Here is a 23,896-nt window from a genome sequence, read left to right on the forward strand (position 1 = left end):
CCAGACCATGGGCCCCGCCAGCCAGCAGAGTCAAACAATATTTGTTTGGAGCATCGGCACGGTGATGGTTTTCTTGACCGACAAGCCTGCAAGGGGCAGCGCCTCCGTCACCCCATCTCAGAGCTGGAGGACTGACACCAGTGGCAGATGGGCGGGCTTTTCGTAGTCTGCGATCAGCCAGGCGCGCTCGGTGTTTTGAGCCCGTTGCGCCAAAAATGCCTGTAGGCTGCGGATGGATGCTTGGTCCAGCGAGACAAAAGGCTGGTCGAGCAAAGTGACCGTGGCTCCGCTGGCCAGTGCCGCCACCAGGCCCACCTTGCGGCGGCTCCCGGTCGAGAGCATGTTCAGCCGTTTGTCCAGATGAGGTGCCAATTGCAAGGCTTCGATCAGCTCGTTTTTCGTTTCATCCGACCAGGCGGGTAAAGACGCACGAAGCTTCGCCCAGCATTGCACGGGTGTGTCGCTGTCGTGCAGCGGCAAGCGCAGGTCGATCCAGAAAACCGCCGACGGCTGCGGCAGGCTCAAAGGGGAAGCCCCACTGGCCAAGCGCAGCTGCCCAGCCGTGGCCACCAGATCGCCGCTGAGCAAGCGCATCAAACTGGTCTTGCCCACGCCCTCATCGCCCAGCAAGGCGGACACACCTGCTGGCAGTTGCAGAGCAAGATCGCGAAATAGCTGCAGATCGCCCGGGCCACCGCTCAGGCCAGTGACGCTCAGCACGGTGTAGGAGGCCTTTTGTAGGAGGTCAAAAGTCTGTTTCAGCATGGCTTGAATGCTAGCAGCAGGCCATGCCGAGCCCGTCTGCTCGACCGGTGGGATGCAATTGGCAAACACTTTTACACTTTGAAACAAATTATTTTTAGTGTTTTAAATTGGAAAAATATAATTCTTAATCGTTCAATTGGCTAATAACGGAAAAACGATCATGTGCACAGGGAATTTGTTGGAAGTCGGCGAAAAGACAAAAACAGTCTTGCCCAATTTGCGCCGCAAGATCGGCGTGCTGTGCGTCATGGCGGGCATGTTCACTGGGTCTGCCGCATGGGCCCTGGAGGCGCCCAAAGGGCCTGTGGTTCTGCAGGTGTCGGGTCTGATTGAGGCACACAACCAGGGCAAAGTGGCCGCCTTGGACATGAAGGCCTTGCAGGCTTTGCCGCAAAAAAGCTTCACCACACAGACCCCCTGGGATCAAAAACCCGTGACCTTCAGCGGCCCCTTGCTGCGCGATGTTTTGCAGCTGGTCAAGGCCAAAGGCCAGCACATTCGGGCAGTGGCGCTCAACGATTACCGTGTGAAGCTGCCTGTGTCCGATGCGCGTGAGCACGATGTGGTGGTGGCTGTGCAAATGAATGGCCAAGCGATCCCGGTGCGCACCAAGGGGCCTTTGTTCATTGTTTACCCCTTTGATGCCAAAAAAGAACTCCAGCACAAGACCTACTACGAGCGCTCCATCTGGCAGCTCAAGGCCATTGAGGTGGAGTGATGCAAACGCGTGAGGGCACGCCCGAGGCAGAAGGGCCGCAACACCTGGCACCGTCCCGATTCTTCTGGGGGCTGGCCTTGGTGGCGGTCCTGGTGATCACGGCCTTGGTGGTGGCCACCACGGTGCAATGGCGTCAGGCCCAGGCCCTGGAGGCCGCAGCGCGGCTGCAGGAAGACTCACTCACGGCCATGACCACTAATCTGGAGCGTGAGTTGTGGCGTTTCGATGCGGCCATGTCCCGTGCAGACATTGGCTCTCCAGACACGACAGAGTCAGACTTGGCGCAGGAGCGGTCATTGCGCTTTGATATTTTGGTCAGCCGTGTCAATTTGTTGCTCAACAGCCCCAGCCTTGCGCGTGTGCACCACCGCGAGGAATACACCGCCTTGACCCCCCGCTTGCGCCAATGGGTGGCCAGAGCCACACCTTTGGTGGACGGGCAAGACTGGGCATCGACCGCATGGCCCGGACTCATGAAAGAGTTGCAGCAAATGGCACCCGAGGTCCAGGCCCTGAACTCCGCCTCCGACATGGTCATGGGTGAGTGGGTGCAAAAACAAGTGGCCACCGTGCGCGAACAAAGCCAATGGATCGCTTGGCTCACCTTGGCTCAAATCCTGGGTTTGGTGTTGGGCGCGGTGGGTCTGTACGTGCACGAGCGCAAGCAAAACCAGGCCCAAAGGGCGCAGCAACGCCTGCATGCGCAGTTGATGCAAGCCAAGGAACAAGCCGAAAGTGCCAACCAGGGCAAAAGTCGTTTCCTGGCCAACATGAGCCACGAGTTGCGCACGCCTTTCAACGGCATATTGGGCATGCTGGGCTTGTTGGAAAAAACCCAGAACGGCTCAGAGCAAGCGGATTTGATTCAGACCGCCAAGGGCAGCGCCTCGCATTTGTTGGCGGTGCTCAACGATGTGCTGGAGGTCTCGGCCCTGGAGGCGGGCAAAATCCAGGTGCATCCAGAGCCCACAGACATGGGCGATTTTTTGCAGGAAGTGCACCGATTCATGCGGGTGCAGGCGCAGAACAAGGGCTTGCAATTGCAACTGACGGGTGACCTGCACAAGCCCTGTGTGGTGATGGTCGACCCCTTGCGTTTGCGGCAAATCCTGTTCAATGTGCTGGGCAATGCCATCAAGTACACCGATCAGGGTCATGTCGAACTCCGCGTTCGACGCGAGTCGCTGGTCGATGGTGTGCAGTGGCAGATCGACATCGCCGACACCGGCATCGGCATGAGCGAGGCCACCCAACAAGGCTTGTTTGAGCGCTTTCACTGGGGCGATGCCTCGCTCACACGCAAACAATCGGGCTCGGGTCTGGGTCTGGAAATTTCCAGATCCTTGGCCCGCCTGATGGGCGGCGAGTTGAGTGCGCGCAGCCAACTGGGACAAGGCTCGGTGTTCACCCTGAGCTTGAAAACCCCCTGGTCGGCTTTGTCTGCTGCCCATGTCACCGCACCTGCACCGAGCGAAGATGTCCATCGTGCTCCTGCGCCACTCGATCCTGCACCTGCCAGCGAGCCCTTGCGTGTTTTGGTGGCGGAAGACCACCCGGTCAACCGCAAAGTGGTGGGCTTGTTGCTGCAAAGCATGGGCCACCAGGTCAGTTTTGCCGAAGACGGTCAACAAGCGCTCACGCAGGCCAGCCAGTCCGATTTCGATCTGGTGCTGATGGACATCCACATGCCGGTCATGGATGGCCTGAGCAGCGCCCGCCACATTCGTGCCTTGCCGGGTGAGCGGGGTCAGGTGCCCATCGTGGCGCTCACGGCCGATGTGATGAACGATGCGGCTGACCAAGCGATGGCTGCAGGCATGAACGCGTTTTTGTCCAAACCCTTGCAAAAAACACAGCTGCAGGCCGTCATGCCGCTCAAGCGGCGCCAGGCTTGACGCGCTGAACGGCCTGCATCGACGCGTTCATCAGAGGGCTGACTACAATGAATTGATCTTCTGGTCTTTCATTTGGAGTCTGCCCCGTCCATGACGCAACCGCTCTCCCCATCGCCTGCGCCCTTCAAAATTCCGGAGTCGGTGCTGGTGGTCATTCACACGCCTGAGCAAGACGTCTTGCTGATCCGGCGTTCTGACTGGGGCACCTGGCAATCGGTCACGGGCAGCAAAGACCACCCCAAAGAAAGCTGGCTGGAGACGGCCATCCGCGAGGTGCAGGAAGAAACCGGCATCGATGCCCGGGACCCGAGTTGCCGCTTGCAAGACTGGCAACTGGAAAACGTGTACGACATTTACCCCGCCTGGCGCTGGCGCTATGCGCCCGGTGTGAGCCGCAACACCGAGCGGGTGTTTGGTCTGTGTGTGCCGCAACGCATGCCCGTGGTGCTCAGCCCCCGCGAGCACACCGACGCGCAATGGCTGCCCTGGCATGCTGCGGCTGACCAGTGCTTTTCCCCCTCGAATGCCGAAGCCATCCTGATGCTGCCGCGTTTTGTATTGCCCAAGCCATGATGAAGCCCGAACGCCACGAACACCCGCTTTTGCGGGTGGCCACTTACAACATCCACAAAGGCGTTCAAGGCTTGGGGCCAGCGCGTCGTCTGGAGATCCACAACCTGGGTCACGCGGTCGAGCAGCTCGACGCCGACATCGTTTGCCTGCAAGAGGTGCGCCGCGAGCACCGCCGCGAGGCGGCTTATTTCAGGCACTGGCCCAGCCAGCCGCAAGCCGAGTATTTGGCCCCGGAGGGCTACGAGGCCATTTACCGCACCAATGCCATCACGCGCCACGGCGAGCACGGCAATGCCATGCTCTCGCGCTGGCCTGTGCTCTCGCACCAGCACCGCGACATCTCGGACCACCGCTTTGAGCAACGCGGGTTTTTGCACACACAGGTCGAGGTGGTGGACCGTGTGGTGCATGTGCTGGTGGTGCACCTGGGGCTGGTGCCCGCCAGCCGTGTGCGCCAAGTGGCTTTGCTGCTGGCCCACATTGCGCAAGACATTCCGGCCCACGCGCCGGTGCTGGTGGCGGGCGACTTCAACGACTGGGGCACGGGCCTGGGGCGACGCATGGCGCAGGCCGGGTTTCGGGAATGGCGCGAGCAGCCCACGCCCACCTACCCCTCGCGCTTGCCCTTGAATCAGCTCGACCATGTGTACGCCCGAGGCCTCACGCCTGTGCATGCGATGGTGCCCTCGGGGCGCATCTGGCAGCGCATGTCGGACCATTTGCCGCTGGTGGCCGAATTCGCCTGGAACGACTGAGCATGCGGCACAACCCGGCGCTGCGTGACGGCCACCAAATCCGCCTCATTGAAGGGGGGCAGGATTACTTTGAAACACTGGTGGCTGCGCTCGACCAGGCCCGCTCGCACGTGCTGCTGGAAACCTATATTTTCGACGTCCATGGTGCAGCCGTGCGGGTGGCCGAGGCGCTGGAGCGGGCGGCCTTGCGTGGTGTGCGGGTGTGGTTGGTGGTTGACGGCGTGGGCACCCCCCAGTTGCCCGAGGTCTGGCGCACGCGCTTTGCCCAGGCGGGGGTCGATTGGCGGGTGTATGCGCCTTTGGGCACCTTGGGCCTGCTCATTCCCAGCCGCTGGCGGCGGCTGCACCGCAAGCTGTGCGTGGTGGACGGGCACACGGCCTTTTGTGGCGGCATCAACATTCTGGACGACTGGTACGACCCGCACCACGGCAGCCTGGCCCAGCCCCGGCTGGATTTTGCAGTCGGCGCGCAAGGCGAGCTGGTGGGCCATATCCAAGACAGCATGACGCAGTTGTGGTGGCGCTTGCAGGGCGCACAGCACGCCCGCGAACGCAAAATTGCGCAATCCCTGCGCTCCTTCAAAACCGCAGGCCTGCCCCTGCCCTGGAAGCAGCCGCTGCCCCTGCCCGACGGCTCGCCGCCGCCCAGCAGAGCGGCTTTGCTGCTGCGCGACAACGTGTTGCACCGCAGCCAGATCGAGCGCGCTTACCTCAAAGCCATTGGCATGGCCCGCCACGAGGTCTTGATCGCCAACGCCTATTTTTTGCCGGGTCGCAGATTGCGCCAGGCCTTGGTGCATGCGGCCCAGAGGGGCGTGCGCGTGCGCTTGCTGCTGCAAGGGCGTTATGAATACTTCATGCAATACCATGCAGCCCGCCCGGTCTATGGCACCTTGTTGGCGGCCGGGGTGGAAATCTACGAATACGACGCGAGTTTTTTGCACGCCAAAGTGGCTGTGGTGGACCCCGACAACGAGCGCCCTTGGGCCACTGTGGGCTCGTCCAACCTGGACCCCTTGAGCTTGCTGCTGGCGCGAGAGGCTAACGTGGTGGTGGCGGACCGCTGGTTTGCGCAACAACTGCACCAACGTCTGAGTCAAGTGATGGCGTCGCAAAGTACGCCCGTGTCGGCCACTTTGGCCCAAAGGCGTTGGCACCAGCGCTTGCGTGACCGCCTGGCGTTTGGCCTGATGCGTTTGGCGCTTTTCCTCACTGGCCACCGGTATTGAAACGGGCAGGGGGCAAACCCCTGATCGCTGTGCGCCGATCAATCGCTGTTACGATCTTGCGCATGTTAATGAATTCCCCAGACGCCATGACTGCTTCTGCTGCCACGCCCGAAGACGACGGCGTTCCTGTTTCCGTGAAGATCCGCGAGCGCATCAACGCCGCCCGCAAACGCTTCCACGCCAACGACAACATCGCCGAGTTCATTCAGCCCGGCGAGCTGGAAAAGCTGCTCGACGAAGTCACTGACAAGATGGCGGGCGTGCTCGACAGCCTGGTGATCGACACGGTGAACGACCACAACACGGGCGATACTGCCCGCAGAGTGGCCAAGATGTACCTCAAGGAAGTGTTCAAGGGCCGCTATGTCGAAGGCCCCGAGATCACCGAATTCCCCAACGCCGAGCACCTCAACGAGCTGATGATCGTTGGCCCCATCACCGTGCGCAGCGCCTGCAGCCACCACTTTTGTCCCGTCATTGGCAAGATCTGGATCGGCGTGTTGCCCAACGAACACACCAACGTGATTGGCCTGTCCAAATATGCCCGTCTGGCCGAATGGATCATGGGGCGTCCACAAATCCAGGAAGAAGCCGTGGTGCAATTGGCCGACCTGATCCAGCGCAAAACCCAGCCCGACGGTTTGGCCATCGTCATGGAAGCGAGCCACTACTGCATGGGCTGGCGCGGCGTGAAAGACATGGACAGCAAGATGATCAATTCGGTCATGCGCGGAGCGTTCCTCAAAGACGTCAACCTGCGCCGTGAATTTCTGTCATTGATTCCCGGAAGGAACTGAACCATGTTGGTCCGCCTGCTTTACGCCAGCCGCACGGTCGATCCGCGGCCCGAGACGATTGAATCCATCCTGGCCCAGTCGCGCCAGTACAACCCGACCAGTGGCATCACCGGCATTCTTTGCTACGGCGGCGGCATTTTTTTGCAAGCCATTGAAGGCGGTCGCATCGCGGTGAGCGAGTTGTATGGTCACATCCAGAAAGACACCCGCCACAAGGATGTGGTGCTGCTGCATTACGAAGAAATTTCCGAGCGCCGCTTTGGTGGCTGGACCATGGGCCAGGTCGATGCGTCGCGCGTGAACACCAACATCTTGCTCAAGTACTCCGAGCGGGCCGAGCTGGACCCGTACAACGTCTCGGGCAAAGTCTCTCTGGCCTTGCTCGAAGAGCTGATGGCCACGGCCTCCATCATCGGCCGGGCTTAAAACGCCCACTCACCCCTAAGCCCCGCAAGGGGCTTTTTCACGCCCATGCCCCTGAGTGCGCTTGCCCTGGTTGTTCTGGCTGGATTCATCCATGCCTGCTGGAACATCGCGGCCAAAAAGGCCGGGGGCGACGTGCGCTTTGTGGCTTTCACCTCGGTGGTGCTGATGGTGTTTTGGGCCCCGGTGGGCCTGTGGGTGGGCTGGCAGCAAGTGTCCGATTGGGGTCTGTTGGAGTGGAGCCTGGTGTTGGCCAGTGCCTTGCTGCACATCGTTTATTTCATTGTGCTGTTGCGCGGCTATCGAAAGGCCGACCTGACGGTGGTTTACCCGCTGGCCAGAGGCTCGGGGCCGCTGTTGTCGTCCATGGTGGCGATTTTTTTCCTGGGCGAGCAAATTTCTTCGCTGGGCCTCTTCGGCATTTTGGGGGTGGTGGGGGGGGTGTTTTTGATTGCGGGCGGCCCGGGTCTTTGGCAGGCCGCACAAGACCCTGAGAAGAAAGCGCGTGTGCGCACTGGCATTTTTTATGGCGGCGTCACGGGCCTGTTCATCGCCAGCTACACCGTGGTCGATGGCTATGCCGTCAAGGTGGCGCTGATGTCGCCCATCCTGGTGGATTATTTCGGCAATCTGGTGCGTTTGGTTTTCTTGTTGCCCACCTTGCTGCGCGACCGTCCGGTCGTTTGGGCGCTGTGGTTGCAGCAGCGGCGTTACGCCTTGGTCGTTGGCATTTTCAGCCCCGTGTCGTATGTGCTGGTGCTGTACGCGCTGCAGGTGGCGCCGCTGTCGCATGTGGCCCCGGCGCGTGAAGTGTCCATGCTGTTTGCCGCCTTGCTGGGGGGCCACCTGTTGGGCGAAAAAGACCGGGGTCCTCGCATTGCCGGGGCCGTGCTTATCGCTGCTGGCGTGATGGCCTTGGGGTGGTGAGATGAACACGGTGTCCTTGATCGGTTGTGATTTTTCCAGCAGCCCGAGCAAACGCAAACCCATCATGCTGGCCCTGGGTCAGGCCCGGCAGGGCAGGGTGCAGCTGCAAGCCCTGCAGACATTTGAAACGTTGAACGCTTTTGGCGACTGGCTGGCGCAGCCCGCCGACTGGGTGGGTGGTTTTGACTTGCCCTTTGGACTGCCGCGTGAACTGGTCGAGACCCTGGGCTGGCCTACCGACTGGGCCGCCTGTATGGACCATTATTGCGCCTTGGATCGACCTCAAATTCGCGAGCAGTTTGCAGCGTTTTGCAATGCCCGCCCGGTGGGTGGCAAATTCGCCCACCGCGCCGCAGACCGACCTGCGGGCTCCAGCCCGTCCATGAAATGGGTCAACCCGCCCGTGGCCTACATGCTGCATGCGGGCGTGCCCCTGTTGCGGCAAGCGGGTGTGCACCTGCCTGGCTTGCACTCAGGCGACGTGCGCCGTGTGGCGCTGGAGTCCTACCCCGGCTTGCTGGCGCGAGAGGTGCTGTGCAACCAGAGCTACAAAAGCGACGACAAAGCCAAACAAACCCCCGAGCGCCTGCTGGCCCGCCGCGAACTTCTGAGCGCGCTGGAGCGCGGCCAGACCCGCTTGGGCCTGCGCCTGGTGGCCAGCAACGCGCTGATGGGCCGCCTGGCTGACGACGCCAGCGGCGACGCCCTCGACGCCACCTTGTGCCTGATGCAAGCGGCCTGGGCGCAGCAGCAGCACGAGGCGGGGCATCCGCAATACGGCTTGCCGCCGTGTGATCCGCTGGAGGGGTGGATCGTCACGGCGTGAAGGGTTGCCATTGGTTGCCTTTGGTATTCTTTTGTTATGGCATCATGGGTCACGTCATGGGTCACAGGAGCCGCTGCCGATTGGCTGGTGGCCAAACAACCACGATGCACCATTTCATTCGTCCAAGCCAGACAAATCCACAGCACCATGCACATCGAAATCGATGACCTGAGCCGGCCCCAAGTTCATGCGCTGCTGCGCGAGCACTTGGCCCACATGCATGCATTGAGTCCAGCCGAACAGGTATTCGCTTTGGACTTGAACCAGCTCAGGGCGCCCGACATCACCTTCTGGACCCTTTGGGAAAACGATGAGTTGCTCGGTTGCGTGGCACTGAAGGCGTTGTCAGCCACGCATGGCGAAGTCAAGTCCATGCGCATAGCCGACCCACACCGTGGCCGTGGCGCTGGTCGTGCGTTGCTCGTTCAAGTGGTGGAAACGGCCATGCAACGCGGCTATCAAAAATTGAGCCTGGAAACAGGGACACATCCCGAATTCATGCCCGCACAGCAGCTGTACCTGAGCATGGGTTTCAAGGCCTCAGGCCCGTTCGCAGATTACGAGGCCAACGCGCACAGTTTGTTCATGGAACTGGCGCTTGTGAATAGGGTCCTGTGAGGCGAGAGGGATCGAATTGCAAGCTTGGTCACAATTTTGAAATAAGTATGCGCTTCAAAAAATTAGCCTTGCACACTGAAAAGCTGGTCAGCATTGACATGCTTCGACCCGTGGGTCACCGCCATTGCGCACGACGCCCTTCGATTTGAAGATTGAAGAGTTTTTCAATACGCCTGACATGCACACCATCATGCCAATAGCCCCACTCACCGCCGCACATGCCATGGCTTACAAGGCCTTGATGCTGCATGCCTACGAGCATGCGGCCGATTCATTCACCTCCACGCCTCAAGAGCGCGCATTGGAGCCGGACAGTTGGTGGCGCGGGCGCATCGATGATCCTTCAGGGTTGACATGGGTGTGGGGTGCTTTTGCCGAGGCTGAACTGGTGGGTACGGTGTCCGTGGAATACGCCGCAAAAACGAAAACACGCCACAAGGGCCTGATCGTGGCCATGTTTGTGCGTGAACATTTTCGCGGGCAAGGCCTGGCCCGCAAACTGATGCGTGCAGCTGTTGAGCATGGCATGGCACGCCAAGGCCTACGCGTTCTTCAGCTGGAAGTGACGCAAGGCAATACCCATGCAGAACGGCTTTACCAAAGTCTGGGTTTTGAGCCTTTCGGGGTGGAGCCCATGGCTGTTTGGACGCCTGACGGATACCGATCCAAAGTTCACATGTGGTTGGATCTGGCGTCAATGGGCGCACGCAAGAATCAACCTTCTTGAACAGACCCCCATGAAGACCAAGACGCCCATCTTGTCCACGGCTGTCCGAGAATCCGCCCGCAGCAGCGTCTTGTGCTGGCTGGCCACGGTCGATGCCGACGGGCAGCCCCATGTCTCGCCTAAAGAGGTCTGGTCCATCGCGGATGACCAGCATGTGGTGGTGGCCCATATCGCATCGCCTGTGACGGCACGCAACATCTGCCAGCAGCCGCAGGTGTGCCTGAGCTTTGTTGATGTGTGGGTGCAAAAAGGCTTCAAGCTGTTGGGCACGGCGCAAGAGGTGCTTGCCGATGACCCCGTTTTTTTTGCTTGGGCAGCGCCGCTCTTGGCCATGGTGGGGCAGCGCTTTGTCATCCACAGTGTGCTGGTCATTCGCGTCACTTCCGTGGCTGCCATCGTGGCGCCCGGTTATCGGTTTTTTCCGGATGAAACCACCGAGGCCTCGCAAATCGAAGCGGCCATGCGCACCTATGGGGTGCGGCCCATGGCCTGAGGTCGCCCGCAGGCACGTCGCCAGCGCGCCAGCCGTTACGATAGCCCACAACCATTCAGGAGATGCAGATGACGACACAAGGCTTTGTGGTGACCCACGCCAAGGACGCGCAGTTTGACAAAGGGCTGCGTTCCTTTTTTGAATACCGCGATTTGGGCATGAAGGCGGCCACGGGCGGGCGGGTCACGGCCAGTGTGATCCGGGCGGCTGGGGGGCAAGAGTTTTCCAGCCAAGCGCATTTTCACAAGACGCAGTTCCAGTTGGTCTATGTGCTCAAGGGCTGGATCGAGTTCGAGTACGAAGGCCAGGGCGTGGTGCGTTTGGAGGCGGGTTCGTGCGTGCACCAGCCGCCTGAAATTCGCCACCGCGAACTGGGCCACAGCCACGATGTGGAGTTGCTGGAGGTGGTGCTGCCCGCCGACTTTGACACCGTGACGGTGGACAGCGTCAACCCGAAAAAGGCTTGAGCCGATGTTCCGCAGTTTCTTTCTCTCCCGCCGTTGGGCCTTGTGGGCTTGGGGTGGCTTGTTGGTTTTGGTGGCGCTGGTGTTCATCACCGTGCAGCAGACCGTCAAGCTGAACGCTTGGTATGGCGAGTTTTATGACCTGTTGCAAAAGCCTGAACAAGCCGGAGGACTGGAGAAGTTCTGGGGCTTCATGCTGCAGTTTGCGTGGATTGCTTTTCCGTTCATGTTGCTGCGCAGCATGGAGACGTATCTGGCCTCTCACTTCGCTTTTCGTTGGCGTCAGGCGTTGACCGAGGTCTACCTGCCGCGCTGGAAGGCCACCGATGCCACGGTGGAGGGTGCGTCGCAGCGCATACAGGAGGACTGCATGCGCTTTGCCCGCCAGACCGAAAACCTGGGCCTGGGCTTGGTGCGTGCGCTGCTCACGCTGGTGTCGTTCATTCCGATTTTGTGGGCTTTGTCCGCGGGCATGGCGATTGCCTGGCTGCAGTTTGAGGGCTCGCTGTTTTGGGTGGCGCTGGTCACGGCCGTGGGCGGCACAGTCATTTCATGGTTTGTGGGCATCCGTTTGCCGGGGCTGGAATACAACAACCAGAAAACCGAGGCTGCCCTGCGCAAGGACCTGGTGTTTGCCGAGGACGAGCGCAGCCGCATGGATTTGCCCACGGTGTTGGAGTTGTTCATGGGGGTGCGGCTGAACAATTTTCGATTGTTCAACCACTACGCTTACTTTCACCTGTGGAGCAATTTGTACAGTCAGATGATGGTTATTTTTCCTTTCCTGCTCATGGGGCCTTCCTTGTTCACGGGTTTGATCACCTTGGGGGTGATTCAGCAGGTGAGCAATGCCTTTGGCAAGGTCAACGACGCGTTTTCTTACCTGATTGAGCGCTGGACCGACATCACGGAGCTGCGCTCGATCTACAAACGCTTGTCGGAGTTTGAAAAGGCGTTGGCTTAGACCCACGTTCAGCGCGCACTTGTGGACTCTTTTGTTTTCATTTTTGGCTTGCATGGGTACACTTGAAGACCGTTTCAACCTTCATGGCAGGTCTTACATGCAATCCGCTTCACGCTTTTTTCGCCATACCTCCCTGGTTCAGGGCATGCAGCACGCCACGCTGATCTGTGCCGTGGGGGGTGTGCTGGCCTGGGCCACGCCTGTTGGGGCGCAAACCGGCTGGCGCTCCGTCGCGCCTGCATCGTCTGGCCCCGCTGTGGTGGTGACGCCAATTCCGGAGGCCGTTGCGCCCGAGCCCCAGGCCCAGGCCCAGGCCCAAGCCCCGGCTGAAGGCGGTTTACAAATGTTTGGTGTGACCTTGAGCACGGCCACACGTGCCGACATGCGTCAAGCCATCCGAAATGAGGGCTTGAAGCCCCAGCGTGAGGACGATGCCTTCCAGGAAGACATTTACGAAGCCCTCAACTGGATGCCTGGTTTGCTTCAGATGAAATTCAGTTATGCCTCACAGGGACAAAGGCTGGCGCGGGTGGACTACGTGTTCATGACCTTCTCTGACAACGCGCATGTGGAGGATGTGAAACTGCGCATCGAGGGCCGTTTTGGTCGACCCCAGCGTGTCACGGGCCGTGAGCAAAGCGGACCGTATCAAGCGGTTTGGCGCTTGCCAGACCAGATGGAAATCTTCGTGGCGCGTGAATGGCCCCAAAAAACCACCCAACTGCGCTTCACCAACCTGCCCGTTTGGGCTCAGATGCGGCCCGATTCGGTCCGCGAGGACGGTCAGGTGGTCCGGCGCGAGAGAAACCAGAACAACCAGGCTTTGCCCATGTGGGTGTCGCGCTGACATTGTTGATGGATAGGGTCAAAGCCATCACGCAGATGGCTTGAAAGCCCTCAAATGGCCGCTGCCGCGATGTCGTCCGGCAATGGGGTCAGCTGGGCCAGGCCCTGCAGCGTTTCGGCGTCGGTGCGGTAGAGCTGCAGGTAGGGTCCCTCGGCCAGTTCTCCCGCCCGGCGCAAGGTGGTCTCTACTGGCAGCTTGATCCCGCTGATGTGCAGCGTGATGCTCCGGCTGGCCAGTTGGCGGTGCAGCTGGCCAAAGGTGTCCACACCCGTCACATCGATGCGGTTGATGGGCTGGGCAAACAGGCAAACGTGTTTCACATCGGGGTGGCGGGCCAGATGGTCGGTGATGGCCCTGTCAAATTCGCTGGCGGCGGCAAAGTCCAGTTCGGCGTCCATGCGCAGCGCGTAAAGCTGGGGCCCCAAGGGCGGCAATTTCCACAGATGCCGGTCGCGCAGGCTGCCGTCGATGTGCAGGCCGACTTCGATGATGCGCGGGTGCAGACGGGTGTGCAAAAAGTGGCTCAAGCCCACCAGCACACCGGTCATCACACCCCAGTAAATGCGTGGCGCGGTCAACAAGGTCATGGCGAAGGTGATGCCCGCCGTCATGGTTTCGATGCGGCCCACGCGCCAGAGGCTCAAAAACTGCCGGGGCTGGAACAAATTGAGCACGGCCACAATCACGGCCGCCGACATGACCGAGCGCGGCACAAATTGCAGCGCGGGCATGAGGATGAGCAAAGCCAGCAGCACAAAGCCGACCGAGGCGACCACCGCCCAGCCCGATCGCGCCCCGGCGTAGAGCATGAGGGCCGAGCGTGAAAACGAGGTGCTGGTGGCAAAACTGCCCGAAAACGCCGAGGCGATTTTGGCCAGGCCCTGGCTGAAGAGTTCGGTGCTGTCGTCCCAGCGCTTGCCGTCGCGGCGGCACTCGATGCGGGCGCTCGACGCTGTTTCCAGAAAACTCACCAGCGCGATCACCATGGCAGGCACCCACAACTGGTTGATCATGTCCAGGCCGGGCCATTCAGGCCAGTAAAAGTCGGGCAGGCCCGAGGGCAGCAGGCCGACGACGGCGCCATGGTCCTGGTAATCGGTGGCATAAGCGATGGCCGAGGCGATGCCCATGACGATCATGATGCCGGGCCAGCGCGGCTTGAAACGCCGCAGCAGCAAAAGCACGGCCAAGCTGCCCAGGCCAAACAGCGCGGGCCAACTGCTCAGCCAGGTGGGCCAGGTCTGCACATCCCAGCTCCAGGCTTTGATGCCCAGCAGGCCAGGCACTTGCGAAGCCATGATGAGCAAGGACGCAGCCTGGGTGAAGCCGGTCATGACCGGGGCGCTGACCAGGTTGATGAGCCAGCCGTAATGCCCCAAGCCCAGGAGCAGTTGAAGGGCCCCCGACAGCAGTGATAACCAAACCGCCAGCGCCACCCATTCGGGAGAGCCGGGTTCGGCCATGCCCGTGAGCGAGGCGCCAATCAGCACGCAGGTGAGTGCAGCCGGGCCGACCGACAAGCGGTTGGCGCTGCCAAACAGCACGGCCAGCAAAGCGGGGATCAGGCAGGTGTACAGCCCGGTGACCAAGGGCATGCCAGCCAAGCCGGCGTAGGCCACGGCCTGTGGAATCATGACCAGCGCCACCGTCAGGCCCGCCAGCACTTCGGTGCGGACCAGCGGTGCCGTCAGTCGGGGCCACTGGCGAAAAGTCAAAAAGCGTTGCATGTCAGGCATGCCCGATCTTAGCCGCCAAGGCCTCAGCGCTGAGGCATGTCTTTGACCGAGTAGCCCAGGCTGATGGTCGCGTCTTCGGGGATGGCGGGCACGGTGCTGTCCCAGGCTTCCCAGGCAGCGCGCAGGCGTTGCAGGGTCTCGGGCTGGTGCTTGGCCAGGTTGGCACGCTCGCGCTCATCGGCCGGGATGTTGAACAAATAGTCGTTGCCGTCCACCCGCAGGTATTTGTAGTCGCCCATTCGCAGGGCGCGTTGCCCCCGGTGGTTCATGCGCCAGTACAAGGGGCGTTCGAACTGGTGTTGGGCGTCGCGCAGCACAGGCAGCATGGATACACCATCAAAGGGCAAGTCGTCATGCGCTTTGGCGCCTGCCAACTCGACCATCGTTGCCGACCAGTCCATGGTCATGCAGTGTTGCGTCGAGGTGCCGCCGGGTGCGATGACGGCCGGCCAGTGGGCGATCCACGGCACACGGATGCCGCCTTCGGTCAGGTCCATCTTGCCGCCCACCAAAGGCCAGTTGTCAGAGAATCGCTCGCCGCCGTTATCGCTGGTGAAAACGATCAGGGTGTTGTCGAGTTGGCCTGTCTTTTTGAGGGTATCCACCACCCAGCCGATGCCTTCGTCCATGTGGTGGATCATGCGGTGGTAGGTGTGGATGTTGCCGCCGTGCAGGTGGAACAGGTTGTCTTTGACTTCTTGCGCCAGCGCATGGTCTTCACGGGTTTCCCAAGGCCAATGTGGCGCGGTGTAGTGCAGGCTCAAAAAGAAAGGCGTGCCCTGCGCTGCGCCGGGGGCCATGCGGTTCACAAAGTCCACCGCCTTGTGCGAGATCAGGTCGGTGAGGTAGCCGTCTTCTGGCGTTTCGTTTTCGTTTGTGAACAGGTCGTGCGCGCCGCTGGAGGCGCAGTGTGTGAAGTAGTCCACGCCGCCCGACATGGGGCCAAAAAATTCTTCGTAGCCCGACTTGATGGGGCTGAAATGGGGTGGGTAGCCCAAATGCCATTTGCCGATCAAGGCGGTGCGGTAGCCGCTGGCCTTGAGCAGCGAGGGCAGCGTCGGGTGCTCGGGCGGCAGGCCCAGCACCGCGCTGCCTCTGCTCTTGCTGTTGATGGGCTCGTCGGCACCGCCGCGCAGGCGGTACTGGTAACGGGCGGTCATCAGCGCAAAGCGGGTGGGCGAGCACACGGGCGAGTTGGCATAGCCTTGCGTGAACTTGAGGCCGTTGGCGGCCAGTTGATCGAGCACGGGCGAGACTTTGCCGAACTTCGCGTCCCGGCCGCCGTAGCAGCCGAGATCGGCAAAGCCGAGGTCATCGGCCACGATGAAGATGATGTTGGGGCGTTGTTGTGAAGGCGTGTTCATGGTGGGCGTCAATCGACTTTCATGCCCGTAGATTTGACCACACGGTCGTAGCGCTGAGATTGATCGGTCAGTCGTTTGGCGGCATCTTGGCCGGTCAGGCCCTCATAAAACAAATCCATGCCTGCCAGTTGGGTTTGGGTGTCTGGGCGCTTCAATGCGTCTGAGAAGGCTTTTTGCAGCAGCTGCACCACGGGCTCGGGTGTGGCCGCTGGCACCATGGCCACGTAGAGCACTTCAAGCTCCAGGTCCTTCAGGCCGACTTCGGCCACAGTCGGGATGTCGGGGGCTGAACGCGAGCGCTGACGGCTGGTCACGGCCAAGGCATTGACCTTACCGGCTTTGACATGCGGCAGCATGCCGGGGGTGGCGAGTACGCCAGCATCTACCTCGCCTGCCACCACGGCAGCGACGGCGGGTGCGTTGCCTTTGTAGGGGATGTGCTGGATCTTGATCTTGGCCGCATCCATGAAAATTTCTGCAGCCAGATGGCCGGGGCTTCCGCTGCCCGCGCTGCTGAAGTTCAGGCCCTTGCTTTTGCCTTGGGCGATCAGGTCTTTGAGGGTTTTGAAGCCAGTGGAGGGGTGGGCGCCGACCAACAAGCCCGAGGAGACCATGACCATGATCGGCCGCAGGTCAGCGGGCTTGAAGGCCATGCTTTTGTAGATGTAGGGGTTGACCGTGAAGGTGGTGTCGATGCCGAACAGCACGGTGTAACCATCGGCCGGGCTTTTGGCCACAAAGTCGGCTCCGATGTTGCCGCCAGCGCCGGGCTTGTTTTCTACCACCACAGGCTGCTTGGTCTGGGTGGTGATGAATTCACCGACGCTGCGCGCCAGAAAATCGGCCGGGCCACCGGCTGGAAAATTGGACACAAACTTGATGGGTTTGCTGGGATAGTTCTGGGACCATGCAGGCATGGCCAAAGCGCAAGCGGCCAGACCGAAAAACAAGGCTGTGCGGCGCTGGGTTGTCGAGACGTTCATGACAAATTGAGTGAGTGATGAGGGTGATTCATTGGCGCAAGGCCTTGGCACGGGGTCGGGTCAAAGTGCAAGCCTGGGCTTCAGTCCAATTGCACGCCCGTGGCCTTGATGGGTTTTTCCCAGCGGGCCAGATCGGCTTTTTGCGCTGCTGCCAAATCGGCTGAGTTGGAGCCAATCGGTTCATAGCCCAGTTTGACCATTTTTTCTTTCATGGCCGGGTGGCGGGCCATTTTCATCATGGCTTTTTCCAGGCGACTGAGCACCTCGGCAGGCAGGCCCGCCGGGCCGTACATGGCAAACCAGGCGGTGGCGTCCATGTTGATGCCGGACTCTTGGAGGGTGGGCACCTCCGGCACTTGCGCGTCGCGTTTCGCGCCCGTCACGGCGATGATGCGCACCTTGCCCGAGCGGTGCAGTTCGGCGGTTTCCGAGACCACGTCAAACTTGTAACCAATGTGGCCGCCCAGCAAGGCATTGTTGGCGGGTGCACCGCCCTGGAATGGGATGTGATTCAGTGTGATGCCCGCAGATTGCTCCATCAGTACGCCCATGAAATGCGGCAAGGTGCCGGCGCCCGGTGTGCCGTAGCTGGCCGAGGCCGGGTCGGTTTTGGCTTTGGCCGCCATCTCGGCCATGTTTTTCACGTTGCTGGCGGGGCCAGAGACCACACCAAACTGAAAGCGTGCAATTTGCGAAATGGGCGTGAAGTCTTTCACCGCGTCGTAGTCGAGTTTTTTGTAAACGTGCGGGAACAGCACCATGGGGCCGCTGGGCAAAATGACCACGGTCTGGCCATCGGGTTTGGCGGCCTTGGTCATGTTCAGGGCGATGCGCCCGCCTGCGCCGGGCTTGTTGTCGACCACGATGGTGCCAAAGTCGTCGCGCAGCGCATCGGCCACCATGCGGGCCAGCACATCGGCCGAGCCGCCGGGCGGAAAGCCGACCAGGATTTTGAGTAGGGGCTTGTCTTGGGCCTGCAAACTGGGTGTGATCACGGCCAGTGACAGGGCGACCAAGCCCAGGGCTCGGCGGGTCAGGTGTCTGATGGTATTCATGAAAGTCTCTTGGTGAGTGTGGCTAAAGCCCGGGTGCCCGGTTCCAATGTGACGAAAATGTAGTCCTTGCCGTGACAATTGTTCTAATCAATCATCCTCCCGGAAAACCCTGATGTCGCTGTCCCCATCCCAACGTCTGGCCTCCATTGAAGACCTCCTGCTCTACAGGTTGGGCCGCTTGTCCAGCACAGCCGGTGCTTTGGTGGTGCGGCTGTGCGAAGGGGGTTACGGCATCACGCGCCGGGAATGGGCGGTGGTGGCGCAGTTGTATGAAAACGGCAGCTTGCCGCCCTCGGTGCTGGCTGAGCGCATGCACCGTGACCGCGCCCGCACTTCCCGCACCTTGACGGCTTTGGGCAAAAAACAATTGGTGCTGCGCACAGTGACGCCGGGTGACCGGCGCGGTGCGCGGGTGGAGTTGACCCCTGCTGGGCGGCAGTTGTATGACGATTTGATGCCGCGCATCCAGGCCATCAATGGCCAGGTTTTGAGTGCCTTGGAAGCCGATGAGGTGGTGCAGTTTGACGATGTGCTGGTGCGTCTGCAGGCGCGCGCCCAAAGCCTGGTGATCGAGCTCAGTCCCAATTGGCCGCGTGCCAACCGCCGGCGCGGCCCGTTGGCGCGGAGCCCGGCATGAGGGTTTGGCTATGGGGCGTGCTTTTGGCTTGCTGGCTGGGGAGCGTTGGGGCACAAGAGCGCAAGTCCCCGAGCCAGGCCAAGGCCGAGGTCTGGACCGGCTGGGTCAGTTGGGTGATGGACGGTGACACGGTGTTGGTGGTGCGCCCGGGCCAGAAAGAGCCGGTCAAGCTGCGCCTGGATGCCGTGGATGCGCCTGAAACCTGCCAGCCCGGCGGCCCTGCGTCACGCGACGCCATGATCGCGCTGGCGCTGCGCAAGCCGGTTCAGGTGCAGTCGCTGGGGCACGACGGCTACGGGCGGGACATTGGCCGTTTGTGGGTCGATGGGGCTGACCTGGGGGCTGAGATGGTGCGCTCGGGCATGGCCTGGGCTTACCGGTTTCGCACGGGCCGGGGGCCTTATGCGGCGTTGCAGCGGCAGGCGCAAAAGGAAAAGCGCGGGGTGTTTGCCGGGCGCGAAGAGCCTATGTCACCCGCTTTGTTCAGGAAGTTCAACGGCAGTTGTCACGCCCCTTGAACTTGTAGCAAGGGATGCTGGCTCAGGGGCTGGCGTGGACGTGGTTCAGGCCCGGTGAGCCGCGCACACCGGACACAGCGGGTTGCGCTGCATGCGGATGTCGGTCCAGGACAGCTCGCGCCCGTCGAGCATGAGCAAACGCCCGGCCATGTGGCTGCCCATGCCGCTCAGGATCTTGAGGGCTTCGGCCGCTTGCACCGTGCCGATGATGCCCACCAGCGGCGCGAACACGCCCATGGTGGCGCAACGCGTTTCTTCGGGCAGTTGTGCGGGCGGGAAGATGCAGGCGTAGCAAGGCGTATCGGCCTGCGTGCTGTCAAACACCGAGACCTGCCCGTCCATGCGGATGGCCGCGCCCGAGACCAGCGGTTTGCGGTGCACCACGCAGGCCAGGTTCACGGCCTGACGGGTTTCAAAGTTGTCGCAGCAGTCGATCACCACATCCGCTTGGGCCACCAGGGTGTCCAGCAAGGCCGCATCGGCGCGTTGGGTGATGGGGGTGACGCGCACGTCTGGGTTGATTTGCGCAATCGCGGTGCGCACCGACTCGGCTTTGAACTGGCCCACCCGGTCCAGGGTGTGGGCAATTTGGCGCTGCAAGTTGGTGGCGTCCACCTCGTCGTGGTCGACCACGGTGATGTGGCCCACGCCCGCACTGCCCAGGTACAGGCTGACCGGAGAGCCCAGGCCGCCCGCACCGATGATGAGGGCATGCGAGGCCAGGAGTTTTTCCTGGCCGTCGATGCCCAATTCGTTGAGGAGGATGTGCCGCGAGTAGCGCAGCAGCTGCGTGTCATCCATGGGCTGCCTCCGCCAATCGCTGACGCTCAGTCTTTTTTGTCGACTTTGCGCTCGGCCAGCGTGGTGCTGGCTTTGACAGGCTGGCCTTTGAGTTGCTTGAGGGCCTGGGCCAATTGGAAGTCCTTGTCGGAGCCAAACTCGGGCACGCGGCGCTCGGCCACGGGCTTTTTGGCTTCTTCTTCCAGTTTTTTCATGGCCTCTTCACGCGCTTGCTCACGGGCCGGGTCTTTTTTCTCTTCGGCTTCCTTGCCGTTGGAGAGGTGCTTTTGCAGGTCGGCTTCGCGGGTGCGCAAGGCGGCAAAGACGTTGCCGGTTTCGGTCTCGTCCAGCATCACGTCGGGCACGATGCCCTTGGCCTGGATGGCGCGGCCACTGGGCGTGTAGTAGCGGGCGGTGGTGATTTTGAGGGCGGTGTCAGGTCCCAACTGGCGCACGGTCTGCACCGAGCCTTTGCCAAAGGTCTGGCTGCCCATGAGGGTGGCGCGTTTGTAGTCTTGCAAGGCGCCGGCCACGATCTCGCTGGCCGAGGCCGAGCCTTCGTTGACCAGCACCACCAAAGGCACTTTTTTCAGCGCACCCCCCGTGGCCTGCGTCATGCGGGTGATGGGGTCGTTGCTGCTGTTGCGCCGCCAGAACTGGGGCGAGGCCTTGTAGGTGAATTTGCTCTCGGCCAGTTGGCCGTTGGTGGTGACCACCGTGACGTTCTCGGGCAAGAAGGCTGCCGACAAGGCCACGGCAGCGTCGAGCAAGCCGCCCGGGTCGTTGCGCAAGTCCAGCACCAAGCCCTTGAGCTGGGGGTCTTGCTTGTACATGTCTTCGATCTTGCGGGCAAAGTCTTCCACAGTACGTTCCTGGAACTGGGACACGCGGATCCAGCCGTAACCTGGCTCGATCAGTTTGGATTTGACCGATTGGGTCTTGATTTCTTCGCGGATGATGGTGACCGGGAAGGTGCGGTTTTCGTCTTTGCGGAAGACGGTGAGCACCACCTTGGTTTTGGGCTCGCCACGCATGCGCTTGACCGCTTCGCTGAGCGACAGGCCTTTGAGGGGGGTGTCGTCGACCTTGGTGATCAGGTCGTTGGTTTTGAGACCGGCCCGGTCCGCTGGGGAGCCTTCGATGGGGGTGACGATCTTGACCAGACCGTCTTCCTGGCTGATTTCGATGCCCACGCCGACAAAGCGGCCCGAGGTGCCTTCAGAAAACTCCTTGAAGCTTTTCTTGTCGAAGTACTGTGAATGCGGGTCCAGGCTGGCCACCATGCCGGAGATGGCTTCGGTGATCAGTTTCTTCTCGTCCACGGGCTCGACGTAGTCGCTTTTGACCATGCCGAATACGGCCGCCAGTTGCTGCAGCTCTTCCAGCGGCAGGGGGGCCATGTTGCCGCGCGCCACGGTTTGCAGCGACACCGTCGTGAGCGCTCCGGCCAGAGCGCCAACGCTGAGCCAACCGACGATCTTGAGTTTATGTCCCATTTTGCGTGTGCATGTGCAGTGAAATTGAATTCAATATACACCCGCAAGCCCCGAGCCGTGGGGCTTGGCGTGTAATTTCCTGTAAAGGTCTTTCCTCAGTCAGGCTTTGCCCTGGCTGGCCACAGCTGCGGCAGCTTTGGCAGCGGCTTCGGCATCGCCCAGGTAATAGTGGCGAATGGGGCGCAGGTCTTTGTCCAGTTCGTACACCAAGGGGATGCCATTGGGGATGTTCAGGTGCACGATGTCGGTCTCGGAGATGCCGTCCAGGTACTTGATCAGGGCGCGGATGGAGTTGCCGTGTGCGGCGATCAAGACGCGCTTGCCCGCCTGAATGCTGGGCGCAATGCTGTCGTTCCAGGCCGGCAGCACGCGGGCCACGGTGTCTTTCAGGCATTCGGTCAGGGGCACCACGGCCGGGTCGGGGTAGCGGCGGTCGCTGCGCTCGCAGCGGGGGTCGGTCGCTTCCAGGGCGGGCGGCGGGGTGTCGTAGCTGCGACGCCAGACCAGCACCTGCTCGTCGCCAAATTTTTTGGCCATGTCGGCTTTGTTCAGCCCCTGCAGCGCGCCGTAGTGGCGCTCGTTCAGGCGGTAGTCCTTGACCACGGGCAGCCAGGTGCGGTCCATTTCATCCAAGGTGTACCAGAGCGTGTGGATGGCCCGCTTGAGGACCGAGGTGTAGCACAGGTCAAAGTCCCAGCCTTCGGCCTTGAGCAGTTTGCCCGCCGACATGGCCTGGCTCACACCCGTGGGGGTCAAGTCCACATCGGTCCAGCCGGTGAATCGGTTTTCCAGGTTCCAGGTGGATTCGCCGTGGCGAATGAGGACAAGTTTGTACATGGGCAAAGGGGCCGCAAAAGGGCGCGCAGAAGGGGGGTGAAACAAAGGTTGAGCCCGTCATTTTAGAATCGGCACTGGTAGGCCTTTGATCGGGCCTTTGTTTTTTTGCCTCAAAAGGTCTGATTCGTGAACTTTCTCATAGACAACTGGATGCTGCTGGCCATGGCGCTGGCTTCGGGTTTTGCTTTGCTTTTGCCGGTGTTGACCAAGGGCAGTGGGCTGGATCCGCAAGCCATGGTGCAGCTGATGAACCGCGACAAAGCGGTGGTCATTGACGTGTGTGAGCCTGATGAATTTGCCCGCAGCCATGTGATCGGTGCCAAAAACCTGCCCTTGGGCCAGTTGGAGGACAAGCTGGGCCAAGTGGTCAAAAACAAGTCGGCCCACGTCATCATGGTGTGCCAGGTGGGTGCGCGTTCGGCGCGCGCAGCGGCTACTGCGCGAAAGCTCGGCTATGACAATGTGCAGTCGCTCTCGGGTGGTTTGCGCGCCTGGGTCGCGGCCAGCATGCCGACCGAAAAATCCTGATCCCTCATTGACCCACCGTCATCCACATCCCCACCAGGAAATCCCATGCCCGCCGTCAAGATGTACACCACCGCCGTTTGCCCCTACTGCACGCGTGCCAAGCAAATTCTCAAATCCAAAGGCGTCGAGCAGATTGAAGAAATCCGCATCGACACCGACCCCGCTCAGCGCGACCACATGATGCAAATCACCGGTCGCCGCACGGTGCCGCAGATTTTCATCGGCCAGACCCATGTGGGCGGCTGCGATGACCTGGTGGCGCTGGACGCCCAAGGCGGTTTGCTGCCTTTGCTGCAAGCAGCCTGAAGCCTCATCGGGCTGTCAGGGTTTTCACAAGCCTGGGCCGGCCCGAAGGCGGTCATTCATCGCTGATAATCGCCTGTCTTTCCTCCTCACCGGACCGGTTTCCCCTCCGGCCCAACCTTTTCCAAAGAGTTTCCTATGCCCGATACCGCTGTCACTCCAAGCCCCGAAGTTCAAGCGCCTGTTTTCCAGATTCAGCGTGTGTACCTGAAAGAGGCTTCGCTGGAGCAACCCAACTCACCCGCCATCTTGCTCGACCAGCAGCAACCCAGCGTGGACATCCAGCTGGGCGTGGAAGCCACCCCCGTGGCCGAGGGCGTTTTTGAGGTCTGCGTGACCGCCACCGTGCACACCAAAATTGCCGACAAGACCGTGTTCCTGGTCGAGTGCAAGCAAGGCGGCATTTTTGAAATCCGCAACCTGCCCGATGACCAGATGGGCCCCGTGATGGGCATCGCTTGCCCGCAAATCGTGTACCCCTACCTGCGTGGCAATGTGGCCGACCTGATCACCCGTGCGGGCTTTCCGCCTGTGCATTTGGCCGAGATCAATTTCCAGGCCATGTACGAGCAGCAGCAAGTCCAGCAAGCCGAGCAGGCCGCTGCGATCACGCAGTAAGCAGAACCCGAGGTTCAGCC

28 protein-coding genes are annotated in these 23,896 nt (G+C 61.2%); 20 read left to right on the plus strand and 8 right to left on the minus strand.

Annotated elements, in window-relative coordinates:
- Positions 1–117: 117 nt before the first annotated feature.
- On the minus strand, positions 118–765 hold the full coding sequence (locus tag QZ190_RS03255; protein ID WP_291913448.1) for an ATP-binding cassette domain-containing protein: 648 nt from the start codon (positions 763–765) through the stop codon (positions 118–120).
- 160 nt (positions 766–925) lie between these two features.
- Between QZ190_RS03255 and QZ190_RS03260 the strand changes: the two genes are divergently transcribed.
- From QZ190_RS03260 to QZ190_RS03330, 15 genes are all read left to right on the plus strand, one after another.
- The gene (locus tag QZ190_RS03260) at positions 926–1,483 is read left to right on the plus strand and encodes a molybdopterin-dependent oxidoreductase (protein WP_291913450.1); all 558 of its coding nucleotides are present in this window, start codon (positions 926–928) and stop codon (positions 1,481–1,483) included.
- Positions 1,483–3,378 (plus strand): response regulator, encoded by a 1,896-nt coding sequence (locus QZ190_RS03265; protein ID WP_291913452.1) that lies wholly within the window; start codon positions 1,483–1,485, stop codon positions 3,376–3,378. The genes QZ190_RS03260 and QZ190_RS03265 overlap by 1 nt, the downstream gene beginning before the upstream one ends.
- A gap of 90 nt (positions 3,379–3,468) precedes the next feature.
- Positions 3,469–3,951 (plus strand): dihydroneopterin triphosphate diphosphatase, encoded by a 483-nt coding sequence (nudB, locus tag QZ190_RS03270; RefSeq protein ID WP_291913453.1) that lies wholly within the window; start codon positions 3,469–3,471, stop codon positions 3,949–3,951.
- Positions 3,951–4,706, plus strand: coding sequence for an endonuclease/exonuclease/phosphatase family protein (locus QZ190_RS03275; protein ID WP_291913627.1), 756 nt, complete (start codon positions 3,951–3,953; stop codon positions 4,704–4,706). The genes nudB and QZ190_RS03275 overlap by 1 nt, the downstream gene beginning before the upstream one ends.
- A 2-nt stretch (positions 4,707–4,708) precedes the next feature.
- A complete protein-coding gene (gene clsB / locus QZ190_RS03280) occupies positions 4,709–5,935 on the plus strand; it encodes a cardiolipin synthase ClsB (RefSeq protein WP_291913455.1) in 1,227 nt (408 codons plus the stop codon).
- Positions 5,936–6,003: 68 nt separating this feature from the next.
- A complete protein-coding gene (folE, locus tag QZ190_RS03285; RefSeq protein WP_291913458.1) occupies positions 6,004–6,732 on the plus strand; it encodes a GTP cyclohydrolase I in 729 nt (242 codons plus the stop codon).
- A gap of 3 nt (positions 6,733–6,735) precedes the next feature.
- Positions 6,736–7,158, plus strand: a complete 423-nt coding sequence (locus QZ190_RS03290) for a BLUF domain-containing protein (RefSeq protein ID WP_291913460.1) — start codon at positions 6,736–6,738, stop codon at positions 7,156–7,158.
- 45 nt (positions 7,159–7,203) lie between these two features.
- Entirely contained in the window at positions 7,204–8,082 is an 879-nt protein-coding gene (locus tag QZ190_RS03295; RefSeq protein WP_291913461.1) for a DMT family transporter, read from the plus strand.
- A 1-nt stretch (position 8,083) separates the two neighbouring features.
- Positions 8,084–8,908, plus strand: coding sequence for a DUF429 domain-containing protein (locus QZ190_RS03300; protein ID WP_291913463.1), 825 nt, complete (start codon positions 8,084–8,086; stop codon positions 8,906–8,908).
- Between the two features lie 147 nt (positions 8,909–9,055).
- Positions 9,056–9,526, plus strand: coding sequence for a GNAT family N-acetyltransferase (locus QZ190_RS03305; protein WP_291913465.1), 471 nt, complete (start codon positions 9,056–9,058; stop codon positions 9,524–9,526).
- A 178-nt stretch (positions 9,527–9,704) separates the two neighbouring features.
- A complete protein-coding gene (locus QZ190_RS03310) occupies positions 9,705–10,253 on the plus strand; it encodes a GNAT family N-acetyltransferase (RefSeq protein WP_291913466.1) in 549 nt (182 codons plus the stop codon).
- A gap of 10 nt (positions 10,254–10,263) precedes the next feature.
- Positions 10,264–10,746 (plus strand): pyridoxamine 5'-phosphate oxidase family protein, encoded by a 483-nt coding sequence (locus tag QZ190_RS03315; RefSeq protein WP_291913468.1) that lies wholly within the window; start codon positions 10,264–10,266, stop codon positions 10,744–10,746.
- A 68-nt stretch (positions 10,747–10,814) separates the two neighbouring features.
- Positions 10,815–11,213 (plus strand): cupin domain-containing protein, encoded by a 399-nt coding sequence (locus QZ190_RS03320; protein WP_291913471.1) that lies wholly within the window; start codon positions 10,815–10,817, stop codon positions 11,211–11,213.
- Positions 11,214–11,217: 4 nt separating this feature from the next.
- Positions 11,218–12,174 (plus strand): putative transporter, encoded by a 957-nt coding sequence (locus QZ190_RS03325; protein WP_291913474.1) that lies wholly within the window; start codon positions 11,218–11,220, stop codon positions 12,172–12,174.
- Between the two features lie 97 nt (positions 12,175–12,271).
- Positions 12,272–13,021 (plus strand): hypothetical protein, encoded by a 750-nt coding sequence (locus QZ190_RS03330; RefSeq protein WP_291913477.1) that lies wholly within the window; start codon positions 12,272–12,274, stop codon positions 13,019–13,021.
- 50 nt (positions 13,022–13,071) lie between these two features.
- Here the strand turns inward: QZ190_RS03330 and QZ190_RS03335 are convergent, their stop codons facing one another.
- The 4 genes from QZ190_RS03335 to QZ190_RS03350 form a co-directional block, all read right to left on the minus strand.
- Positions 13,072–14,757 carry a SulP family inorganic anion transporter gene (locus QZ190_RS03335; RefSeq protein WP_291913479.1) on the minus strand — a complete coding sequence of 562 codons (1,686 nt, stop codon included), beginning with the start codon at positions 14,755–14,757 and terminating at the stop codon, positions 13,072–13,074.
- Positions 14,758–14,780: 23 nt separating this feature from the next.
- Positions 14,781–16,121 (minus strand): sulfatase-like hydrolase/transferase, encoded by a 1,341-nt coding sequence (locus QZ190_RS03340; RefSeq protein ID WP_291913481.1) that lies wholly within the window; start codon positions 16,119–16,121, stop codon positions 14,781–14,783.
- A gap of 8 nt (positions 16,122–16,129) precedes the next feature.
- The gene (locus QZ190_RS03345; RefSeq protein WP_291913482.1) at positions 16,130–17,104 is read right to left on the minus strand and encodes a tripartite tricarboxylate transporter substrate binding protein; all 975 of its coding nucleotides are present in this window, start codon (positions 17,102–17,104) and stop codon (positions 16,130–16,132) included.
- A gap of 80 nt (positions 17,105–17,184) precedes the next feature.
- Positions 17,185–18,159, minus strand: a complete 975-nt coding sequence (locus QZ190_RS03350; RefSeq protein ID WP_291913484.1) for a tripartite tricarboxylate transporter substrate binding protein — start codon at positions 18,157–18,159, stop codon at positions 17,185–17,187.
- A 112-nt stretch (positions 18,160–18,271) separates the two neighbouring features.
- Between QZ190_RS03350 and QZ190_RS03355 the strand changes: the two genes are divergently transcribed.
- Positions 18,272–18,796 (plus strand): MarR family winged helix-turn-helix transcriptional regulator, encoded by a 525-nt coding sequence (locus tag QZ190_RS03355; protein WP_291913487.1) that lies wholly within the window; start codon positions 18,272–18,274, stop codon positions 18,794–18,796.
- Positions 18,793–19,314, plus strand: a complete 522-nt coding sequence (locus QZ190_RS03360; protein WP_291913489.1) for a thermonuclease family protein — start codon at positions 18,793–18,795, stop codon at positions 19,312–19,314. Before QZ190_RS03355 ends, QZ190_RS03360 begins: the two co-directional genes overlap by 4 nt.
- A 45-nt stretch (positions 19,315–19,359) precedes the next feature.
- Here the strand turns inward: QZ190_RS03360 and QZ190_RS03365 are convergent, their stop codons facing one another.
- From QZ190_RS03365 to gpmA, 3 genes are all read right to left on the minus strand, one after another.
- Complete coding sequence (locus QZ190_RS03365; protein ID WP_291913492.1) at positions 19,360–20,115, minus strand: molybdopterin-synthase adenylyltransferase MoeB; 756 nt, start codon at positions 20,113–20,115, stop codon at positions 19,360–19,362.
- Positions 20,116–20,141: 26 nt separating this feature from the next.
- Positions 20,142–21,590 carry a S41 family peptidase gene (locus QZ190_RS03370; RefSeq protein ID WP_291913494.1) on the minus strand — a complete coding sequence of 483 codons (1,449 nt, stop codon included), beginning with the start codon at positions 21,588–21,590 and terminating at the stop codon, positions 20,142–20,144.
- Between the two features lie 99 nt (positions 21,591–21,689).
- Positions 21,690–22,427: a 2,3-diphosphoglycerate-dependent phosphoglycerate mutase gene (gpmA, locus tag QZ190_RS03375; RefSeq protein ID WP_291913496.1), complete on the minus strand. Its 738-nt coding sequence runs from the start codon at positions 22,425–22,427 to the stop codon at positions 21,690–21,692.
- 126 nt (positions 22,428–22,553) lie between these two features.
- On the opposite strand from gpmA, the gene QZ190_RS03380 reads away from it, so the two are divergent.
- The 3 genes from QZ190_RS03380 (at position 22,554) to secB (ending at position 23,876) form a co-directional block, all read left to right on the plus strand.
- Positions 22,554–22,955: a rhodanese-like domain-containing protein gene (locus tag QZ190_RS03380; RefSeq protein ID WP_291913498.1), complete on the plus strand. Its 402-nt coding sequence runs from the start codon at positions 22,554–22,556 to the stop codon at positions 22,953–22,955.
- 45 nt (positions 22,956–23,000) lie between these two features.
- Complete coding sequence (gene grxC / locus QZ190_RS03385) at positions 23,001–23,261, plus strand: glutaredoxin 3 (RefSeq protein WP_291913500.1); 261 nt, start codon at positions 23,001–23,003, stop codon at positions 23,259–23,261.
- Between the two features lie 135 nt (positions 23,262–23,396).
- The gene (gene secB / locus QZ190_RS03390) at positions 23,397–23,876 is read left to right on the plus strand and encodes a protein-export chaperone SecB (RefSeq protein WP_291913502.1); all 480 of its coding nucleotides are present in this window, start codon (positions 23,397–23,399) and stop codon (positions 23,874–23,876) included.
- The last annotated feature ends 20 nt before the right edge of the window (positions 23,877–23,896 follow it).

The organism is Limnohabitans sp. (genome assembly GCF_017848645.1).
Classification (GTDB): Bacteria; Pseudomonadota; Gammaproteobacteria; order Burkholderiales; family Burkholderiaceae_C; genus Limnohabitans_A.

Excerpts from the sequence above, each read along its gene's own strand:
- QZ190_RS03350 (WP_291913484.1), bottom strand. The coding sequence starts at position 18,159 with ATGAATACCATCAGACACCTGACCCGCCGAGCCCTGGGCTTGGTCGCC.
- QZ190_RS03310 (WP_291913466.1), top strand. The coding sequence starts at position 9,705 with ATGCACACCATCATGCCAATAGCCCCACTCACCGCCGCACATGCCATG.
- grxC (WP_291913500.1), top strand. The coding sequence starts at position 23,001 with ATGCCCGCCGTCAAGATGTACACCACCGCCGTTTGCCCCTACTGCACG.
- QZ190_RS03365 (WP_291913492.1), bottom strand. The coding sequence starts at position 20,115 with ATGGATGACACGCAGCTGCTGCGCTACTCGCGGCACATCCTCCTCAAC.
- QZ190_RS03260 (WP_291913450.1), top strand. The coding sequence starts at position 926 with ATGTGCACAGGGAATTTGTTGGAAGTCGGCGAAAAGACAAAAACAGTC.
- folE (WP_291913458.1), top strand. The coding sequence starts at position 6,004 with ATGAATTCCCCAGACGCCATGACTGCTTCTGCTGCCACGCCCGAAGAC.
- QZ190_RS03255 (WP_291913448.1), bottom strand. The coding sequence starts at position 765 with ATGCTGAAACAGACTTTTGACCTCCTACAAAAGGCCTCCTACACCGTG.
- QZ190_RS03275 (WP_291913627.1), top strand. The coding sequence starts at position 3,951 with ATGAAGCCCGAACGCCACGAACACCCGCTTTTGCGGGTGGCCACTTAC.
- QZ190_RS03340 (WP_291913481.1), bottom strand. The coding sequence starts at position 16,121 with ATGAACACGCCTTCACAACAACGCCCCAACATCATCTTCATCGTGGCC.
- QZ190_RS03315 (WP_291913468.1), top strand. The coding sequence starts at position 10,264 with ATGAAGACCAAGACGCCCATCTTGTCCACGGCTGTCCGAGAATCCGCC.
- QZ190_RS03295 (WP_291913461.1), top strand. The coding sequence starts at position 7,204 with ATGCCCCTGAGTGCGCTTGCCCTGGTTGTTCTGGCTGGATTCATCCAT.
- QZ190_RS03265 (WP_291913452.1), top strand. The coding sequence starts at position 1,483 with ATGCAAACGCGTGAGGGCACGCCCGAGGCAGAAGGGCCGCAACACCTG.
- QZ190_RS03370 (WP_291913494.1), bottom strand. The coding sequence starts at position 21,590 with ATGGGACATAAACTCAAGATCGTCGGTTGGCTCAGCGTTGGCGCTCTG.
- nudB (WP_291913453.1), top strand. The coding sequence starts at position 3,469 with ATGACGCAACCGCTCTCCCCATCGCCTGCGCCCTTCAAAATTCCGGAG.
- QZ190_RS03305 (WP_291913465.1), top strand. The coding sequence starts at position 9,056 with ATGCACATCGAAATCGATGACCTGAGCCGGCCCCAAGTTCATGCGCTG.
- QZ190_RS03320 (WP_291913471.1), top strand. The coding sequence starts at position 10,815 with ATGACGACACAAGGCTTTGTGGTGACCCACGCCAAGGACGCGCAGTTT.
- QZ190_RS03345 (WP_291913482.1), bottom strand. The coding sequence starts at position 17,104 with ATGAACGTCTCGACAACCCAGCGCCGCACAGCCTTGTTTTTCGGTCTG.
- QZ190_RS03290 (WP_291913460.1), top strand. The coding sequence starts at position 6,736 with ATGTTGGTCCGCCTGCTTTACGCCAGCCGCACGGTCGATCCGCGGCCC.
- secB (WP_291913502.1), top strand. The coding sequence starts at position 23,397 with ATGCCCGATACCGCTGTCACTCCAAGCCCCGAAGTTCAAGCGCCTGTT.
- QZ190_RS03300 (WP_291913463.1), top strand. The coding sequence starts at position 8,084 with ATGAACACGGTGTCCTTGATCGGTTGTGATTTTTCCAGCAGCCCGAGC.
- QZ190_RS03325 (WP_291913474.1), top strand. The coding sequence starts at position 11,218 with ATGTTCCGCAGTTTCTTTCTCTCCCGCCGTTGGGCCTTGTGGGCTTGG.
- QZ190_RS03355 (WP_291913487.1), top strand. The coding sequence starts at position 18,272 with ATGTCGCTGTCCCCATCCCAACGTCTGGCCTCCATTGAAGACCTCCTG.
- QZ190_RS03330 (WP_291913477.1), top strand. The coding sequence starts at position 12,272 with ATGCAATCCGCTTCACGCTTTTTTCGCCATACCTCCCTGGTTCAGGGC.
- clsB (WP_291913455.1), top strand. The coding sequence starts at position 4,709 with ATGCGGCACAACCCGGCGCTGCGTGACGGCCACCAAATCCGCCTCATT.
- QZ190_RS03360 (WP_291913489.1), top strand. The coding sequence starts at position 18,793 with ATGAGGGTTTGGCTATGGGGCGTGCTTTTGGCTTGCTGGCTGGGGAGC.
- QZ190_RS03335 (WP_291913479.1), bottom strand. The coding sequence starts at position 14,757 with ATGCCTGACATGCAACGCTTTTTGACTTTTCGCCAGTGGCCCCGACTG.
- gpmA (WP_291913496.1), bottom strand. The coding sequence starts at position 22,427 with ATGTACAAACTTGTCCTCATTCGCCACGGCGAATCCACCTGGAACCTG.